Source organism: Planctomicrobium mucosum, from assembly GCF_051466335.1.
GTDB lineage: Bacteria > Planctomycetota > Planctomycetia > Planctomycetales > Planctomycetaceae > Planctomicrobium.
On record NZ_CP195793.1, the window covers coordinates 3,924,133 to 3,943,447 of the forward strand.

The window sequence follows — 19,315 nt, forward strand, 5'->3', positions numbered from 1 at the left end:
GGGGATTGACCGGAAGCCTTAGGACTTCTGGGAATCGGGACGTTCTCCGGGCTCAAATCGGCGTCCGGGGCGGGCTTCACTTTCTTCAACCGCACGGAGGAACAACTCTTCCAGCGTTGAGGTCGGGTGAGAGACCTTCTTCAGCTTGGCACCATGCTTCTGCAATGCTGCTTCCACATCTGCAATCGCGGCTGGTGACAGTTCGTTGGTCAGGATCTGCGTTTCCTCTTTCGATTCGAGCAGTTCCTGCACACTTCCAATGACCTTCAGTTGGCCTCGGTACAGAATTGCGATTCGGTCGCAAACGTCTTGGACGTCGTCGAGATTGTGGCTGCACATCACGACGGTCTTTCCCTGATTCCGAAGATCCAGGATCATATTCTTCATGTCTCGAGTCCCTTTCGGGTCGAAACCGCTGGTTGGCTCGTCAAGAATCACGAGTTCAGGATCATTGATCAATGCCTGTGCCAAACCGATTCGGCGAGTCATCCCTTTCGAGTATTCTTTGAGCTGGCGTTTCCGAGCCTTTTCATCGATACCGACCTTCTTGACAAGCGCATCGCAGCGGGCGCGTCTCTCGGCACCAGACATCTTGAACAAGCGACCGTAGAAGTCGAGTGTTTCATCTGCATTCAAGAAGCGGTAGAGGTAAGACTCTTCCGGGAGATACCCGATTCTTTCGTTTTTCTCGACGTCGTGTGCAGGACGACCGAGGATGCTGACGGAACCTTCGGTCGGAAAGAGGAGACCGAGAAGCAGCTTCAGAGTGGTGGTCTTACCGGATCCGTTTGGTCCCAGCAGGCCGAAAATTTCCCCGCGTTTGACATCCAGGCTGAGGGAGTTCACCGCGGTCACCTTTGGACGACCCCAGAAGTCGCGGTAAGTTTTAGTCAGGTTACGAATCTCAATCACATTTTCAGACACGTGCGCTGTTCCCCCTAGCTAACTGCTCGGTCGACGATGATGAGATCATTGACCAAACCTACTTACGTTTGGATGGAAATATCTGGACAATTGCACGACAAGCTCTCGACAAAAATGTGAGAGGCCTGCTGGGTATTGACATTCCCCGCATAAAATCAGGGTGATGAAGACCCTACTGTACGTATCCCACTGCCAGCTTTCAAGAAATGTGCAACAAGACTTTATGACGAATCTAAAAGCGGATTCGCCCCCCCCGTCTCCATGTAAAAACGCTGTGAAGATCCGACGAAATCTCCGATTTTCCAGCGAGTTAGACAAAAATCCCTTGCAAAGTGTTGCCGCCACGACTCTACCAAGGCGGTCGTCAAAACTTCTCCATTCCGGAGAGATTGCCGATAGCCCCTGATGACTCGGGGAAAGGCCCCATTCCACGCTCTCCTAGAGAGCGGGATTTGACCTGTAGCTCGCACCTCCGGCAGAAGTGACGCAGCAACTGGTTTCGACGGTTGCTCGTCCCTATACTGGCATTCTTACCAATGAATTAATGGATTAGAGGTCTCCCGGTTGCTTTGGAGTTTTCAGTGATAGGCGGCCCACTTCTTGTACGCGAACTGTTGACGCTCCCGCGTCAACCACGGCATTTCGGTCTGCGTAGTGGATATGTCGCTGCCCTGAGTATTCTGATTTACACCGGAATGCAGGTAACGGCTGGACTCTCCCCCTTGCAAAGTGTGGGAGACATTTCGAGTTTCGGCGCCTACATCTTCAGCGTGCTGTGCACGTTTCAATTAGCGCTCGTGACAGGTGCTTCGCTCCTTTTCTCGGCTGGAAACGTGGCTCAGGAAAAGGACCGCCGAACACTCATTCTGCTTCTGATGACCGATTTGAGAGCTACTGAACTCGTGATCGGAAAATCGATCGCCAGTATCTTGCCCGTTCTCATCCTCATCGCTGTTTCGCTCCCTGTCTTATGCTGCCTGCGGATGCTCGGGGGTATCACCACTTCACAAGTGCTCTGGGTGCAAGTGATTTGTTTAGTCACCTGTTTCGCTGCATCGGCATGGGGAACGCTTGTTGCCTATTGGCGGGAAAAGACGTTCCAGATTTTAGCTGTTTCGTTTCTTGGTGCAGGACTCTTCATCGGACTCGCTGAAACCATCAGCGTCATCGCGGGACCTGAGACAATTCTGGGAACGCTCGCGGGAAGTTGCGATCCGTTTCGGGCACTCAGCAATATCCTGCATCCGTTAGCATCCAATCCGAATTCGGTCGAACCTGTCGTTGAAGCCTGGAATTCAGTATTCACGCTTGGCGGTCTGACGATCGCCATTTGGACATTCACCAGTGTCATGGTGCGAGTCTGGAACCCATCTCGTGCCATGTTCCTTCAGGCTCAGGAAGCGGCTCCAGAATCTGAAGAAGTAGCCGCCCCGACAACATCGAACACCAAAGGGCGAACGATCTGGCAACAGCCAATTCTCTGGCGGGAAATCTGCACTCAGGCGTATGGAAGAAAAGTCGGAATCATCAAGGCAGCGTACGTGCTTTTCGCACTATTCTGTCTGCTTTGGGTAAGCCGCACTCCATCGGATGCCCCGTTGGTGTTTGGAGCACTCTCCAGCAGCGGCTTGGTTCTGGTTGTCCTGTCGCTAGTGACCTTCATTCTTGTGAACGCTCAATCAGTCACCTCACTCACATCTGAACGGGATGGGCAGACACTTGAGCTGTTACTCGTTACGGAAGTGTCGGCCCAGGAATTTGTCTTTGGGAAGTTGCTCGGAGTTCTCTTTAACACAAAAGAGCTGATTGCAATTCCCATCCTGATGGCAATGATGAGCTTCTTTCGCGGTGAGTTCGGCGTAGGACCGCTGATCTGCATCCTGCTGGCTTATTCCACGTTGGTGCTGTTCTCTGCAATGCTTGGCCTGCACTCCGGATTTTCCTTCACAGCGTCAAAGTCAGCGATCATCAACAGCTTGGGAACGATGTTCTTTCTGTTTGTCGGGATCTTTGTTTGCATGATGCTCATCGTTGAGGCGAGAACCTCCTTCATTCTGCAGCTTATCCCGTTCCTTGGATTCATCTGCGGAGGAGCGTTCGGTCTCTGGAGATCGTTGACTCATCAGAATCCAGCACAGGCGTTGACTCTCGCTGCGTGGGGATTACCGTTCCTGACGTTCTACGCTGTCGTCAGCTTTCTGCTTCAGGAAGCACCGGAGTCGTGCATCGCAGTCTTGCTGGCCTATGGAGGAACGACCATTGCCATGCTTGTTCCAGCGATCAGTGCATTTGATGAAGCATTGGGTCGAACGTCGAGTGACCGGGGATGATGGAGATCCTGGAATCAATACCGGCCTGGCTGCCAGCCGCATTGTTAATGTCGGTGCTGATCATTCTGTCAGGCCTCCCGTCAGCCTGTGAAACGGCGCTCTTCTACCTATCGCGTGAAGAATTGCGGCGAATGCAAACGGGTGGACCAGCGGAGCGGCAAGTGGCCGTCCTCATGCGCGACCCTGACCGCATGCTCTCTGTTCTGCTTTTTCTGAATCTATTCATCAACCTCGTTTACTTTGCAGTCAGTCTGATTGCAGCCAGACGCCTGGTGATGACAGGTCATGCCAGCGCCGCTGCAACGCTCGCATTAATCGGTTTTTTCGGACTGATCTTCTTCGGGGAAGTCGCCCCCAAGAATCTCGCTGTGAAGTACAGACGAGTTATTGCGATTTGGTCCAGCGGTCCACTGACTGTCGCCCAGAAAATTCTTGGCCCGATCCTTCCTGTCCTCAAAGCAATCACACTGGCGATGCGGCGAGTCTTTTTTCCCAATCTGAAACAGGAACCGTACCTGGAAGTCGAAGACATCGAACGCGCAGTCGAAACCTCTGAACTGGGTGTCGAAATCGCGTTACTCGAGCAGGAAATGCTTGGTCGCATTCTGGAAATTTCCGACATGACCGTCGAAGAAATTATGCGACCGCGCGGTTCGTACCATGTCTGGCAACCCCCAGTAAGCCTCGTGGACCTCAAAGCCCGCGGGACGATTCCCGAGGTCATGCTTTTTGCTGGAGAAGATGGCGACAACGTCTCCAAAGCATTGATGCTTTACGATCTCGATTCACTCCCCGCGCGCAATCTGGAATCGGTCGCAGATCAGGTCATCTACGTTCCATGGAGCGCTACGGTCGCTGACGCACTTGCACTGTTACGGGCGGGCACTGTCAGCGTCGCTGTCGTCGTAAATGAATACGGGGAAACGGTTGGCATTGTCACCGAAGATGACGTGTTAGACTCCATGTTCAATCCAGCCAGTAGCCGTGGGCGACGTATGCTCGAGAGAGAGCCCGTCGTCATCCACACGAACGGTCTTGTCATCGCCGACGGGCTAGCGACCTTGCGGTATCTGGCAGAACGCCTCGACATCAAGTTCGAGAACAAAGACGACTCTCCAGTGACGATCGTTGCCTTGCTCTACGAAGAGCTGGAACGCTTCCCGGTAATTGGTGATCAGTGCGTCTGGGAACAATATCAATTGAACGTGATCAAGGCTGGCGAGCCGGGTGACCCTCTACAGGTCAGCCTAACAAAAATCCCTGTTGCTGAATCCTAGAGCATTCGCTGAATCTCGACGGATGCTGATTCAAAATCTGATCCTTAGAAAGAGAAACAGAATGCCGTCACCGTACGTCCGCCCGCGAATGGCAATACTCGTTCTCTCGTTGATTTTCATGGCAGCCCCCCTTCTCGCTCATGACACCTGGGTGGAAACCAACGCGTCTGTGATCCGGGCTGGCGATGCCGTCTTCATCGATCTGAAACTCGGGAACCATGGGAACGACCATCGCGATTTCAAACTGGCAAGCAAACTGAATCTCGATGGTGCTACTTTTCAGGTTCACCTTCCGAATGGTGCTCAATTCAATCTAATCGATCAGGTGCGTGATCTTGGCTACGCTCCGAACGAAGGTTACTGGAGCAGCCGGTTCGTGACCGGGGCAGCTGGCACCTATGTTGTCTCTCACCAAATGGACAAAGTGGTCAGTCATGGGCGGCCGGTACGTTCGGTACGAAGTGCAAAATGTTTCTTCCTTGCCAGCGCACTGCTCGACCGTCTGCAGGACGAAACGAACCTCTGGAAGGAACCCTTGGGTCATCCACTGGAAATTGTTCCTGTCTCACATCCGGTTCTACTCACAGGGCCCGGGGTTCCCATCGAAGTCAAGGTGCTACGAAACGGCACCCCTGCTGTCGATGCCCGTGTGGCGTTCATCCCCCAGGGAGTCACACTGAGTGAGGGGTTTGACGAGACTTACGAACGAAAGACAAATGCCGAGGGAATTGCCTCATTTACTCCTCGCGTCGGAAATCGGTATCTGATCGTCACACACGAGCGACGCGACGACGAAACGTCAGATAACTACGACGCCACGCTCTACGCAGCGACTCTCGAAATTCTCATCCCGGATATCTGTCCATGCTGCCAATGAGGGCAAGAGACAATCTCGCCAAACACCCCAGATTGCCCATTCATTGAAATGTCAGACAAGCGGAGAGAAAGTTGGTACGCTCGTAACGGTCGAGAGTAAAAACTTGGACGAACTGTTTCAAAACCGATGTTCAAACTCAAGTTCAAACCTGATATGAACAGCTAGCGGCACTGTGTACTCACATTTGGAATGGAATATGTCCTCCCCTCGGATTCGCCTGATATTTGCGATTCATAATCACCAGCCTGTCGGGAATTTTGATGGGGTCTTTGAACAGGCATACCGTGACGCTTACGAGCCATTTTTCGATGTCCTCGACGAGTTCCCCGAAATTCCAATCACTGCACACTTCTCAGGAAGCCTGCTCGAATGGCTGGAAGTGCACCGACCGCATTACGTCGACCGGATTCGAGTGCTCGTCGCGCAAGGCCGTCTCGAAATTCTTGGCGGTCCTTACTTCGAGCCGATCCTCGCATCGATTCCCCGACGTGACCGTATCGGTCAGATTCGGGCGTATACCCAGCATCTTGCCAATTTGTTTGAAACAAACATTCGCGGGATGTGGGTGCCAGAGCGTGTTTGGGAACCGACGTTCGCCAGCGACATTGTCGAAGCCGGTATCGAGTACACGATTCTTGACGACTCGCATTTCCGCTGGGCAGGACTAAGCGAAGACAAACTTCACGGCTACTACATTACAGAGAACGAAGGACGAATTCTCAAAGTTTTCCCGGACGATGAACCTCTCCGCTATGCAATCCCCTGGGCGAAGCCACTCGAAGCGATTGCTTACCTCAAGAAGATTGGTGACCGTCATCCAGGAACAATCGTTTCCTTTGGAGATGACGGCGAGAAATTCGGATCATGGCCCGGAACTCAGGAGCACGTCTACGAAAAGGGATGGCTCCGAGATTTCTTTACTGCGTTAAAGGAGAATTCGAGCTGGCTCCGTGTCGTGACCATGGCGCAGGCGGTCGACCAGGTTCCTCCACAGGGGAAAATTTATCTCCCCAATGCCAGCTATCGCGAAATGACGGAATGGGCACTTCCGACAGATCAGCAATTGAACTATCAGCGGGTGAATTCCGAGCTCTCAGAGAATCCCGACTGGCCTGACATCAAACCGTTTATTCGCGCTGGGTTTTGGCGAAATTTCCTCGTGAAATACCCGGAAAGCAATGAAATGTACTGCCGCTCGCGTGAAGTGAGCGAGCGTGTCAACGCGCTGACAGATTCAACGGCAGCAAGAGAAAACGCAGATCTTCTCCATAGTGCCCGGATGGACCTGTACCGCGGGCAATGCAACTGCCCTTTCTGGCATGGAGCGTTCGGCGGGTTGTATCTTCCGCATCTCCGAAATGCGATTTACCACCATCTGATTGCGGCCGACAATGCTGTCGAGCAGCTACACAGGCGCCCTGCACGATGGGTGGATATCGCAGCTGACGACTACAATCTTGATGCCCGCAAAGAAGTCAGAATGTCTGGTGATCGCATGATCGCCTACCTTGCTCCGGCGCGCGGGGGACATCTTTACGAACTTGATTTGCGTTCAACAAAAGTGAACCTGCTCGCTACGCTGAACCGTAGACCTGAACCGTATCACCAAACCGTCCTGGAGTCTGCTGCGGCAGCGGCTGATGTCGACGACATCGCGTTTCTGAAACACGAAGGGGTTCGCTTTAAACAGTCGAATCTCGATCAGAAAATTGCGTATGATCGTTGGCCCAGAAAATCGCTGGTCGATCATTTCTTGCGGCCGGATGTCGATCTCGAAGAGTTCCAGACAGGTAACGGGGGGATTGGCGACTTTGTACTTGGCGTCTACGAAACCCGACTTCGCCGATCGGACGAGCGGGTCGAAACGGTGATGACTCGCGAAGGACGCGTCGGAGAACATTGGGTACGCGTCGAAAAAACTGTCTCACTCGAAAGCTCCAACGGCAGCCAGTTGGAAATTACTTACGAGCTGAGCCAACTCCCGGCAGGTGTTCCAATTCACTTTGCAGTCGAGTTCAACTTCGCAGCGATGCCCGCTGGTTTGAGCGATCGCTATTATTACAACAGTCATGGAGAACAACTCGGGCAGCTGGAAACGGTACAGTCATTACCAGCAGGAATGAGAATCGGCCTGGTTGATGAATGGCTGGGTATCGATGCTTCTCTTGAACTGACGCAGCCAGCGGAATTCTGGACTTTTCCAATCGAAACGGTCAGCCAGAGCGAAGGTGGTTTCGAACTCGTCCACCAAAGCAGCACCGTTGTACCGCACTGGAAGTTTACAGCTGACCATGCAGGCCGCTGGCAGGTTCGAATTCAGCTGACCGCGGATACTTCCATCGCCCAAGCACGCAAACTCGCGGAACTCGCTTCATTGAAACATTAAGCTGAGATTGTCGTCGGGTACATCAACTCGATGATGTCATCGCAGGAAAAAAGGGGGTTCAAACCGAGAGGCTGAACACCCCCAATAAGGTCGTGTCTGGAAGAGATCGCCAACAGAACGCGACACAGAAGCAGTCACTTGAAGTGTAGACTCACCTGTCTATCAATCCAGGGTCGGATCATTACAGAAATCGCTTTCAAGCGAACTGGTTTCTGGTTTGACGACAACAACCGCGGGCTGACTGATGGAGTACAGACATCGATTTCAGTTTGACCCGAAATCGATGTCTGCTATTCCAGCATCGCACAAGACTCAGCTTGTTCAGTATCGCCCATTTCCGGTGAGTCGCTCTCAGAACTCGCCGACGACAACGCCGTCATCACGAATAGAAATGTGTCGGAGCGTGTCGAGATTGATGTTGTCGCTCAAGAATGACACATGGCCGTCTGCAAAGACTGCATGGACCCCTCCAGTATGAGCTGAGTTCAGAGGATTGTTCGGCCCGAAGTTAATGCTGATCCCGGGTCGGTCATAGCTCACAGAGTTCGGCGCATACATCACTGTCGTGATATTAAACGCACGATCTCTTCCGTAAGCGTCTCCAGAAAGCGCCCCCATCAACCAGGAGTGTGTTCCTGATCCTCCGATCATCGCTCGGTTCCCAACGATACAGTGCGAGCAATTGGATTGAGCTGCCGACATAATCGCGGTGTTGCCCGATACGAGGGAACCGCCCGCCTCGCTGATCACAATCGTGTTGGATGTTCCATCCGTAACATCTTTCATTTTGACAGTCGAATTTGGAATGAGAATTCCTCCAATGGCCATCGTTCCATTATTCGCAGCCCCTACTGAGTCGCAGCAAGTAAACGCATTATTGATCAGCCGACTTTCCGGAAAGGCCGCCGTTGGCGAGCCGCCGGAAATTCCGATGTAGGTCGATTTCTTTTCCCAGCCGGAAGGCTGTGCCATTGCGGACGAAGGGCAAACCAAAACGGAAATCGGCCCCGCTTGATTAACGACATCCGAATTCCCATCGCCTCCCCATCCTGGTTGGTTTCCAGTTACAACAAGCCTGTTGTAGACGGCCGACTGGTCCAGACCTGGCAACAACCCCATCCAGAATGATGGACCAATCCAAAGTCCATTTCCACCGCGGGCACCGATGGGAAACGAACTTGACGTATCATGATAGTTATGAAGTGCGAGCCCGAATTGCTTCAGGTTATTCTTGCACTGGCTCCGCCTTGCAGCCTCTCGAGCCTGTTGAACTGCTGGCAAAAGCAACGCGATAAGTACCGCGATAATTGCGATCACAACCAGCAATTCAATGAGGGTAAATCCGGACCTTGATTTGCACATTTTAGTCATCAATTCACCTTACTTACAGTTAAAAACTCAAGGCTACATAAACCTAATGGCAATTGGCAGAATGGAGAGACCTAAACGATACTGGAGCTGTATCGCAATCACTTTTGGCAGAAAGCTGACAAACGATGCGTTGAAATCAACCTGAGCAAGCCACCCAAGTGAGATGATTAGTCCTTAATTCATTAGCGGAAAAAGATAAACAAACGAACATCGAACAACACAGATATTCATCCAGATTTTCAATGAATTACGATCTTACAGAGTATGTGAGACATGAAACGCTGGATTCGGTCTTGAACTCATAGCGAAAAGCGAACTGAGCTCGAGGGAAACGAGGCTGCCCCGTTCCCCTCGAGTGGTGCAGAGACTGAGCCGACAAACGCCCCCTTCTTGGAGCATTCGCATTCGCTCGTCGTTACTCACTGAGATCCAAAAAACTGTGACTAATCGTTCCCAGACCTAGCAATCGGATCGGAGAGATACGTTCTCGTTCCGGGATTCGATGTCAGTGTGATGGTGATGCACCAACTTCAGATTCGGCAGCAGAGAACATGACACAAAAAATTTCACACTCAGTGGACCGCGACACTAAATTGAGATGTCAAACGTTTTCGCATCGTTGCCGAGTTCGACTTCCAATGGTGTGCTTTCCTTGGAGAGGTATTTTTTATCAACTGGAAACTTCACTGGTTTCGCTTTGGGATCAGTGATCGTCATCCCCTCTTTTTCAATCGTCGCAAGTGGCGGTTTAGCGAGAACCACTTTGTACTTCCCATGAGCAATTGGGACACCAGCGACAGGCTGATAGCTGTAATTCCCGCTCTCATCCACTCGTGTCATAAACACATCCTCGCTAGCTGTGTTGTAGAAGGAGATCCCCGTCCCAGCGGGAAGAGGATTCCCATCCGCTTCTGTTTTCCCAGAGACCCCTCCAACTTGGGTGACGCTGGAAGAACAACCAGCCATGAACAGAGACGACATGAAGATCGCAATCAGGATGCGATGAGATAGCATTGTGGAATTCCGTTACTGAGGGACGACAACAAACCGGGAGCTCTCGATGCTCCCTAGAATTCAAGGCATTCAGCTTCACATAAGTCTGTGAAGTGATGAGAGTTTCTAAATTTGCAAAGTGGACCACTGAGGAAGAGAAAAATGGGAAGTAATCGCCTGTATAGGAAGTAAGGGCCTAGCCAAACGTTCGAATTTCATCTACGAGTGCAACACGATCACAAAGTGTGGCCGTTTTGGCGGCTGAAACAATTTTGAGTCGATCGAATAGGTCGATATGCAAGACGCCAATTTCCCCCGCTGACCCAGGAAATTGTGGCAGCGAATGTTGAACAATCGCGTTCCAACGTTGTTGTCAATCGCCGCCGCAATACCACACACTCTCTTGAGAGGCTCGTTAGAACTCTCCAATAGGAACGCCGTCATCACGAATTGCGAGATGGCGAAGCGTATCCATATTGACGTTGTCACTGATAAACGAAACATGGCCGTCAGCGAAGACTGCATGGACTCCACCGGTGTGCGCTGAAGTCAGCGGATTGTTTGGCCCCCAGTTGATGTTAATACCGGGCTGGTCATAACTTTTAGTGTTTGGAGGATACCGAACCGTCGTGAGATTGAATGCGCGATCCCTTCCATAAGCATCACCGGATAGTGCTCCCATCGTCCATGCGTGTGGTCCGGACCCTCCGATGAAGATTCGATTCCCTGTAATCGTATGAGGATCGTTGGCCGCCAAGTGACTGAGTGCCGTCTGATTCGCACTCACCAAGCTCCCGCCAGATTCACTGATAACCATCGTATTTGAAGTTCCGTCGGTGATGTCTTTCATCGACTTGCTCGAATTGGGAATAAGTACGCCGCCAATCGCTGAGATTCCATCACCCGTTGCGCCCGAATGACTACAGCAGGTGTTCGCATCCGAAATCAGCCGGCTTTCCGGAAACTGAGTCGTTGCGGTTCCCCCGGAAATTCCGATATACGCCGACCTCTTCTGCCAGTGCGAAGGTTGTCCCATCGCTGAAGATGGGCAGTTCATGACCGAAAGTGATCCAGCCTGCGCAACAAGATCGGCGTTTCCATCCCCTCCGTATCCCGGCTGATTTCCACCTGCGACGAAGCGATTGAATACCCCTGCTTGGTCCAGTGCTGGAAGAATTCCGACCCAGAAAGACGGTCCAATCCAGATGCCGTTTCCCCCACGGGATCCAATTGGGAAGCAACTGGCCGTGTCATGATAATTGTGGAGCGCCAATCCAATCTGCTTGAGATTATTCTTACATTGACTACGTCGAGCCGCTTCTCTTGCTTGCTGCACTGCAGGAAGAAGCAGCGCAATCAGCACCGCAATGATCGCAATCACAACTAGTAGCTCAATCAGTGTAAAACCGAGTCGTTTGCTCCACGTCTTCATGGCTCAAATGTCTCCTTCAAGTCGTAATAAAGGTCAAAAAGACATCGCCTAGCAAATCTGAATGAAATTTATCCAAACCAACAAAATGCAAATGGGTAAAAATTTAATATACAATCGCATTTCACGACTGTCGAATCATCATATTACCACCCTTGGATGCCAACACATACTCTTTTTGGGGACAAATTAATCAAAAAACACTCCGTCAAAATATCGAATTCACACCAACAAGCAGACAATAAAAGACAAATTCAAGTAAACCGGAGACCCAAAACACAAAATCCAACAAATAGCTTCAATTAGCGCACATCCACCCCAGGAAAATCCGATATAATTCGAAACTAAAAACTCAGCTCTTCGAGAGCGAGTATCCGTGCATTGAGGTGCATCAACATAAAAAAATCCCCCGCAGAGATGCTCTACGGGGGATTGATAAAGATCCGACGTCAGGAGGCGAGTATTACTCGTCTTTTCCGGCTTCCAGCACTGATAGAAATGCCTTCTGGGGAATCTCCACCATACCGAATTGCTTCATGCGTTTCTTACCCTCTTTCTGCTTCTGCAGAAGTTTCCGCTTACGGGAGATGTCGCCCCCATAGCACTTGGCGGTCACGTTCTTACGGAGAGCAGAAATCGTTTCACGGGCGATCACGCGAGCACCAATGGCTGCCTGAATCGCAACTTCGAACTGGTGCTTTGGAATCTCTTCCTTCAACTTCTTCACCAATGCGCGCCCACGTCGATCTGCAGTCGAACGGTGAACGATGGTTGCGAGCGCTTCGACGAGCGTTCCCTTAACGAGAATGTCGAGCTTCACGAGGTCGGCGGGACGGAAGCCGATGACTTCGTAGTCCATCGTCCCATAGCCTCGGGTGATCGACTTCAGCTTGTCATACATGTCGTAAATGATCTCAGCCAACGGAAGTTCGTAGCTGAGCTGGGCCCGTTCAGGGCCGAGAAACTCTGTCCCCTTGTATTCCCCTCGCCGATCCGCACAGAGCTGCATAATCGGGCCGATATTGGAACTCGGAAGAATGAAGTTGACTTTCGCGATCGGTTCGCGGAATTCTTCAATCTGTCCCGCATCCGGCACGTCAGCCGGGTTGTCGATAATCTGAACGTCACCATTCGGCTTCAGGATGTGGTAAGTCACGTTCGGAGCGGTTTGGATCAGGTCGACATCCGCTTCCTGCTCCAGACGCTGCTGGATGATCTCCATGTGCAGCATTCCGAGGAATCCGCACCGAAATCCGAATCCGAGGGCATCGCTGGTCTCAGGAGTGAACGAGAAGCTGGCATCGTTGAGCGCCATCTTATCAAGTTCGAATCGCAGCTTTTCGAAGTCCGTCGCGTCAATCGGGTACATCCCGCAGAACACCATCTGCTTGGGCTGCTTATAACCCGGCAATGCTACGGCGGCCTGATTCCCTTGTTGTGTAACGGTGTCACCGATGTGGACGTTGCCGAGGTTCTTGATCCCGGCGATCACGTAACCGGCCTGCCCCGGTCCGAGCTCTTCCGATTCCACCATAAATGGCCGAAACTGTCCGACTTCCAGCACTTCATGAACCGTGGCCGCTTTCATGAAACGGATCCGGTCTCGCTTTCGAATTGTTCCATCGATCACACGGACGTACGTAATGACTCCACGGTAATCATCGTATTTGCTGTCGAAAACCAGAGCCCGGAGAGGTGCATCCGGGTCTCCTTTTGGCGCAGGAATTCGCTCGATGATCGCTTCGATACACGCTTCAATTCCGATCCCTGCTTTGGCACTGACCTGAAGAGCGCTTGAAGCATCGAGGCCGATCACTGTCTCGATTTCGTCGCAAACTTCCGGAATACGGGTCACCGGCAAGTCGATCTTGTTGATCACAGGAATGATCTCAAGATTCGATTCGATCGCAGCGTAGGCATTTGCAACAGTTTGCGCCTGAACCCCCTGAAAGGCGTCGACGACGAGGAGTGCTCCTTCGCACGCTGCCAGCGACCGGGAAACTTCGTAATGAAAGTCGACGTGCCCCGGCGTATCAATAAAATTCAACTGATACGTTTCGCCTTTATATTTGTAGTCGATCGCGACCGCTCGCGCTTTGACGGTAATTCCTCGCTCCTTTTCGACGTCCAGATCGTCGAGCAGTTGAGAATGGAATTCACGTTCATCGATCGCACCACTTTTCAGAAGCAGCTGGTCAGAAAGCGTGCTTTTGCCATGGTCGATGTGGGCAATGATAGAAAAGTTGCGAATCAGTTCCGTCTTCATCAGTGTCGGTCTTGCACGGGCGATATGCGGTCAATGACGCCGTTTCCGCGAGAAGCCAACCACCCGGTTCGAAGATGTTGTTCCGTCTTAGAACGAACCTTGCGGATCGGTGAATTGCCCATCAGCCGAAAAAGGACGCCGAATTTTCCAGATAGGCGACACCGTGTCGCTGGAAATTTCTGTATGGGGACTCTGCAGCGAGCGGGCCGAAATCAATTCACGGTTCCGTTTTCTACAGAACCCACATCATAGCTGTTTTCTAAAAAAACGGATATGAGAGTCCGTCTTTCCAAGAAGATTTTCAAACAGGGGAGTGCTGAAGGTCGGTTCTGAATGCCGGAATCCCAGGAATTCTCCTGGAACGCTTCGAGGTGTATCGATCGATTTTCAGCAAAAAAGCGGTCGATCACATTCGTGGACAATTTCCATAACCGACTACGGGAGTGTGAATTACAACCAATCCACACAACACCCACAGATATCTGAGCCGTCTCCAAAAGCTCAGGCTTGCCACGATTACAGGAACGAAAGCGGACCTGACTTTTCTGATCCATTCGCCTGCTCCTCCACTCTGGGAGTCTGCTCGATGACTGCATCTAAACGCAATTCAGCGGCGCTGCGATGCTGGAGTCTTCGGATCTCTTTCATTCGGTAGATGCACAAACACGAGAGAAACAGCGAGACGGATCCAACACTCGCAGCTTCAATCAATAGGCGTTCTCCGTACCAGAATTCCGACGTTAGCAGTATGCCTGTCATCGCCCAACCCAAAGCGTTGATCGTCAACATTGTCTTGAGTGATGTCGACTTCTTCTCGCAAGTGGATGTCACCACCGCGGTCCGCGCTGACTGATTCGCCAGTTTGCGAAACGAATCCAGATTCACTCGCAATGCCTGCTTTTCTGACTCATCCAGCTTTCTTGTCCTTCTGGCAATCACTTCCTCGCCAACTTCGACCTCTGCTGGAGGCTGAGTAACAGGTGCGGGCCGCACGTTCTGCTTCGGTGCAGCGTCGGTGGACGCCGCAGAACTGGACGGATTCCCACCCTGTCTCGATCGGGCAATCAATCGCTCCATGTAGTCAGCGACAGAGATTTCTCCCTCATCTTCAGTTGAACGGCTTAATGCCGGCTCCGGTTGCGGGGTCGGTTCGACAGCCCGAGAACGGCGACGTTCGACGACTGTTTCTTGAACAATGCTTGATTCTTCGACCTGCTTGTCGACCTCTTGCCGAACTTCTTCTTCCACGGATGGGGCAACATCTTCAGCCGCCTCCGCGGAGATGCGATCAGCTTCTTCACGTTCCGCCTGAAGCCGCCTTCGTCTGGCTGCTCGGCTTTCTTCAGCAGGTTCGCTCGTATCAGTGTTCATTCCGAACAGACTGGCAAGCTGTTGCCTCAACTTGATTGCAGCTTCTTCTTCCGAGTCAGTCGACTCAATCTCCGCACGATCGGTTGGAAGTTCTCCTGCTTCAACTCGTTTGTCGCTCGCCAGTTCCTGACGAATTACCTCCGAGATTTCGTCTGCTGCCGCCACGTCCTCTGCGATCTGACTATCCGATCTCAGCTCGCCGGCATGAGACGTTCCAAACACGCTCAGATTCCTATCGTTGAACATGTTGGAGGAATCGATATTGAATTCGGAGAGTTCCACTTCCCGTCGTTCCAACTCCAGTGCCCGAGATTTGAGATTGGTGGCAATCTCGTGCAGACGCTCATTCTCCGCGAGCAAACGAGCTTCCAGTGCTTCAAGTGCCAACTGCCGCTCGTTGATTTGATCCTGATCCGGATGTACTGAGTCTGGAACAGCGGAAGTCGACGAAGTCATCAGGTTTGTTTGCTGATCTTCGATCAGAGCCCTCAACGCTTCCAGTTCATCTCGATCAGCCTTAATTGCCGAATTGACTGATGCAACCTTTGCCTCCCAGTTCTCCTCGCGCTGCTTGAGTTTCTGTTCGTTTGAAGCACGCTCAAATTCATCCTGTCGCTTCCGCTCCTCAGCATCGGCGAGCAGAGATTCGTACTTGATGCGGAGCGAGGCCAACTCCTCAGCAATCTCGTGGGAGTCATTTCGCCGATCGACAGTCTCATGAGTCTGGGACGCCAGGTGTTTCAATCCATGCTGGGCGAATTCGACTTCCTGCCGCATCTGAGAGAGCGTTTCCGCTTCGCCCTGCAATTCAAGTTGTTTGGCTCGCAAGGACTCCTCCTGTGAATAGAAGAGAGCTTGCGAAGTACGGAGTTGTTCACGGTCGTAGGCATCCCGTTGACGCTCTGCTTCGATCTCGCCGCGTAATCGGTTGAGATTCTGAAGCTCAGCATCGTAGTCGGCTCGACTGCTTTCCAACTTTTCACGCTCATCGCGAACTGCATCAGTTTCGGCGTGAATTTGAGCACGTTGAGCGTCCAACTCAGCCAATTGTTCATCCAAAGACTGCTTCGAGCGATCCAACTCGATTTGTCGCTCGGCGAAACGTTCTTTCTCTGCAGTGAGCAGTGCCTGCTCAGCTGCAATCTCATCGCGAAGCTGCTGCAGTGCCTGGCTGTCGGTGCCGAACTCTTTGCAGGCTTGTTGCCACTGTTCCTGCTCAATTCGAAATGATGCCGAATCCGCTTGGAGAGACGCCGTCTGATCATTGAGCACGCCAAGTTGATGCTCCAAAGTGCGTTTTTCGTTGTCGTGATCAGCCTGCAGTTGATAAAAGCGAGTCTTCTCTTCTTCGAGTAAATTCCGCTCAGAATCAAATGCAGCGCGCAGCTGATCGAGCTCGACCTGCAGTCGTTTCAATCGCTCAGTTTCTGCGGTCAGCTGAAGCTGCTCAGCGTCGATGTTCGCTCGCAGCGGAGCCATTTCCGCCGCATAGTTGTTGAGATGCTCCTGCTCAAGTTGAAGTCGTACGCGTCCCTCGTTGAGCTCAGCCTGCAAATGGCGAACTTCTTCCATTTCTTGAGAGAGTTGTGCGCGCTGCTCCTCGAAAGCAGCCTTTTCTTGTTCCAGATTCTGGCTGAAGGCGTCGAGCTGACTCTGCTTGTCCGAGGCAAACAGGTTGAATTCCGTTTGCGATCCATTCAGGCTGAGTCGTTCGGCCTGCATTGCCTCGAGAGATTGACTGAAATCGCGGTATTTCAGAGAGAGTTCTGCCTCTCTGCGATGAATTGCGGCCTGGATCTCTTCAAGATCCATCTCTCTTGCAATCACGGCGACTTCACGAGAGTGAAGCCCCAACTCGCTCTCGGCGAGATGACGTTCGCGCTGCTCCAAAGCGACATTGCGCTCGTCGAGAAGGTTGGCCGTGATCCGAGCGAGTTGCAATCGCTCTTCGACGAGAGCCTCTTCCGCTGCGACAGCCGCTTCATGTTTTTGAACTTCAGCCTGCAAACGATTCACATTGTGTTCGCGCAGATCCAGCCCCCTGGCACGTTCTGAGAGAAGTGCGTTGCTCTCTGAAATCGAACGACGTGCCTCTGCGGCATAGTCCTCAAACTGCTGAATCTCAAAGAGCTTTTGCTCCGTTTCATTATGGGCAGCGTGAAGTCTCTCCAATTCAAGATCAATCTCATGTCGCTTTTCTTTGATGGTCGCTAGCTGAATATCGACTTGCTGACCTGCCTGCTCGACGGCCAAACTCCTCGCATCCAGGAGTTGCAATTTATCAGTCGCAATTGCATCTGCTTCAGTGACGCGGCGGGACCAGTGGCTGAGACGTTCTTCCTCCTCCTCCACCTGCTGCATTCGCTGCGAGGCTTTTGACTCCAAATCGCGGATAAGAGTTTCTTTCGCCTTACAGGCTTCTGCCCATTCTGCCTGACTCTGTTCGATCTCAGATTGCAACAACTGAAGTTCCTGTTGCTGCTGCTGGACGGATGCGAAGTTTGACTCCAGTTCAAGTCGCTTTTCTTCAAGCTCGGATTCTCGCGAGCGCAGCAACTGATCCTGCGAAGCGTGTCGCTCTTCAAGGAGACGTGCTGAGTCACGTTTCTCCCCTTCAAGGACCTGTTCTAAAGTCGATAATTCTTCATCCCGCCCTTTCAACTGTCGAAAGAATTGATTCAAAGCAGCAGAGCGGTCAGCAAGTTCCGCATGTCGCTCCGACAGTTCCTGTTCATAGGCTGTGAGTTGTTTTTTCCGGACCTCGATATCGTGTGAATTCTTCTGGAGTGACTCGCGAAGTTTCGCATCGATATGCCGCTTGGTCTCAAATTCCTTCCACTGAAAATCGAGCTCGCGCGCACGGTGCTGGATGCTCATTCGTTCTTTAGAGAACTCCTCTCGCAGACCCCGTTCCTGCTGCAATGCTGTATCCAGATGCCCTTGAATCACTTCCAGCAATTCATTCAACTGGGCTTCTCGACGAATGAGTTGAGCATCGTTTCTCGGCATGGGAGGTTCGACGCGACTCTCGAATCGTGAATCAGGGGTAAAAGCGTGCGGAACGCTGAAATCATGTTCTTCCACAGCCTGTGTGATCGGACCGACTGTGTACTCGATCGGACCAATCACCAGTCGGTCCCCATGACGCAATGCCGCTTCGACAGCAAGGCCGTCATTCACCCACGTCCGGTTGGACAGAGCCTTGATAATACTTCGGTGATTCCCAACGATGAAAGTGCAGTGCCGCGGAGCGATTCCATCGATCGGAACGACGACCTGACAATCCTCGGCAGAGCCGAAGGTGTATTGGCCCGGAATGAGATCGATCGAATCGACTTCCCTGCCTTGATGAACCGGCGTAAGTCGAATTCCTAAATCGACCTGAATCGCATCTGCGGATGGCCCTAACGAGGAAGTTCGAACAGGATTCCGAACATCACCAACATGCATTTCAGACACGATTTTCTCTGACATCGAACCATTTCCAAGCAGACGATTCGTTCGATCAATAGTTTGTTCACTATTTTCAACGCCACTTACCTATTGTTATCTAGCTCACAGTTTGCAGAGCGTCAAAAAGTCCGCAGGGAGTCGGGCTGCGTTTTCACGAATTCACCGGCCCCGGACTCGTAAGAATTGTGCAGGACCCAGACCTTTAAGCCAGTCCTAATCGGCAATACGCGAGCAAACAGACCGTATTTCCACTACGCCGATTGAAGGCGAAACCAAGCCTGAGAGATTAAGGGAGGTCCTCCCTCCGCCAGCTGAACCAGAACGCCACAAACCGTAACCAACAACACCCAAACAATTTGCAACCAGACACAATCTGCAACAAGACACTGCAAAGACAGATATTCGCTACAACCCTCATAATAAGATGAAAATTAAAAATCATCATAGGTTGATCATTAGCGAGGCGGCGTCTTACAGAACTCTCAGAACCAAGAGAATCCGCCACGCTTCCGCGCACTGATCAATCGAGTCGTGATAACGGGACATGCGGTGGCAGCGCACTCTCAGCCACGTTACAGTGAATCATCTGTCAATAGGCATTTGAACTCCCTTGGAATTCCTGCCAGCGAAAATCGACC

At 51.9% G+C, this 19,315-nt stretch carries 10 protein-coding genes; 4 read left to right on the forward strand and 6 right to left on the reverse strand.

What is annotated here, in order from left to right; all coding sequences use genetic code 11:
• Positions 1–18 precede the first annotated feature (18 nt).
• Positions 19–924, reverse strand: coding sequence for an ABC transporter ATP-binding protein (locus tag SH668x_RS15595; RefSeq protein WP_437185992.1), 906 nt, complete (start codon positions 922–924; stop codon positions 19–21).
• Positions 925–1,505: 581 nt separating this feature from the next.
• Between SH668x_RS15595 and SH668x_RS15600 the strand changes: the two genes are divergently transcribed.
• The 4 genes from SH668x_RS15600 to SH668x_RS15615 all read left to right on the forward strand — a co-directional run bounded on the left by SH668x_RS15600 (position 1,506) and on the right by SH668x_RS15615 (position 7,794).
• A complete protein-coding gene (locus tag SH668x_RS15600; RefSeq protein WP_437185993.1) occupies positions 1,506–3,254 on the forward strand; it encodes an ABC transporter permease in 1,749 nt (582 codons plus the stop codon).
• The gene (locus SH668x_RS15605) at positions 3,251–4,531 is read left to right on the forward strand and encodes a CNNM domain-containing protein (RefSeq protein ID WP_437185994.1); all 1,281 of its coding nucleotides are present in this window, start codon (positions 3,251–3,253) and stop codon (positions 4,529–4,531) included. The genes SH668x_RS15600 and SH668x_RS15605 overlap by 4 nt, the downstream gene beginning before the upstream one ends.
• A 61-nt stretch (positions 4,532–4,592) precedes the next feature.
• A complete protein-coding gene (locus SH668x_RS15610) occupies positions 4,593–5,408 on the forward strand; it encodes a DUF4198 domain-containing protein (RefSeq protein WP_437185995.1) in 816 nt (271 codons plus the stop codon).
• A 196-nt stretch (positions 5,409–5,604) separates the two neighbouring features.
• Positions 5,605–7,794, forward strand: coding sequence for an alpha-amylase/4-alpha-glucanotransferase domain-containing protein (locus SH668x_RS15615; RefSeq protein WP_437185996.1), 2,190 nt, complete (start codon positions 5,605–5,607; stop codon positions 7,792–7,794).
• Between the two features lie 351 nt (positions 7,795–8,145).
• Here the strand turns inward: SH668x_RS15615 and SH668x_RS15620 are convergent, their stop codons facing one another.
• The 5 genes from SH668x_RS15620 to SH668x_RS15640 form a co-directional block, all read right to left on the reverse strand.
• Positions 8,146–9,165: a DUF1559 family PulG-like putative transporter gene (locus SH668x_RS15620; protein WP_437185997.1), complete on the reverse strand. Its 1,020-nt coding sequence runs from the start codon at positions 9,163–9,165 to the stop codon at positions 8,146–8,148.
• A 588-nt stretch (positions 9,166–9,753) separates the two neighbouring features.
• Positions 9,754–10,179, reverse strand: a complete 426-nt coding sequence (locus SH668x_RS15625) for a carboxypeptidase-like regulatory domain-containing protein (protein WP_437185998.1) — start codon at positions 10,177–10,179, stop codon at positions 9,754–9,756.
• A gap of 394 nt (positions 10,180–10,573) precedes the next feature.
• Positions 10,574–11,590: a DUF1559 family PulG-like putative transporter gene (locus SH668x_RS15630; protein ID WP_437185999.1), complete on the reverse strand. Its 1,017-nt coding sequence runs from the start codon at positions 11,588–11,590 to the stop codon at positions 10,574–10,576.
• 460 nt (positions 11,591–12,050) lie between these two features.
• Positions 12,051–13,853, reverse strand: coding sequence for a translation elongation factor 4 (gene lepA, locus SH668x_RS15635; RefSeq protein ID WP_437186000.1), 1,803 nt, complete (start codon positions 13,851–13,853; stop codon positions 12,051–12,053).
• A 516-nt stretch (positions 13,854–14,369) separates the two neighbouring features.
• A complete protein-coding gene (locus SH668x_RS15640; protein WP_437186001.1) occupies positions 14,370–18,698 on the reverse strand; it encodes an FHA domain-containing protein in 4,329 nt (1,442 codons plus the stop codon).
• Between the last annotated feature and the right edge of the window lie 617 nt (positions 18,699–19,315).

What these genes read in the sequence shown, in the direction of transcription:
- SH668x_RS15640 (WP_437186001.1), bottom strand. Translation starts at nt 18,698, where the DNA reads ATGTCAGAGAAAATCGTGTCTGAAATGCATGTTGGTGATGTTCGGAAT.
- SH668x_RS15630 (WP_437185999.1), bottom strand. Translation starts at nt 11,590, where the DNA reads ATGAAGACGTGGAGCAAACGACTCGGTTTTACACTGATTGAGCTACTA.
- SH668x_RS15615 (WP_437185996.1), top strand. Translation starts at nt 5,605, where the DNA reads ATGTCCTCCCCTCGGATTCGCCTGATATTTGCGATTCATAATCACCAG.
- SH668x_RS15620 (WP_437185997.1), bottom strand. Translation starts at nt 9,165, where the DNA reads ATGACTAAAATGTGCAAATCAAGGTCCGGATTTACCCTCATTGAATTG.
- SH668x_RS15610 (WP_437185995.1), top strand. Translation starts at nt 4,593, where the DNA reads ATGCCGTCACCGTACGTCCGCCCGCGAATGGCAATACTCGTTCTCTCG.
- SH668x_RS15625 (WP_437185998.1), bottom strand. Translation starts at nt 10,179, where the DNA reads ATGCTATCTCATCGCATCCTGATTGCGATCTTCATGTCGTCTCTGTTC.
- SH668x_RS15605 (WP_437185994.1), top strand. Translation starts at nt 3,251, where the DNA reads ATGATGGAGATCCTGGAATCAATACCGGCCTGGCTGCCAGCCGCATTG.
- lepA (WP_437186000.1), bottom strand. Translation starts at nt 13,853, where the DNA reads ATGAAGACGGAACTGATTCGCAACTTTTCTATCATTGCCCACATCGAC.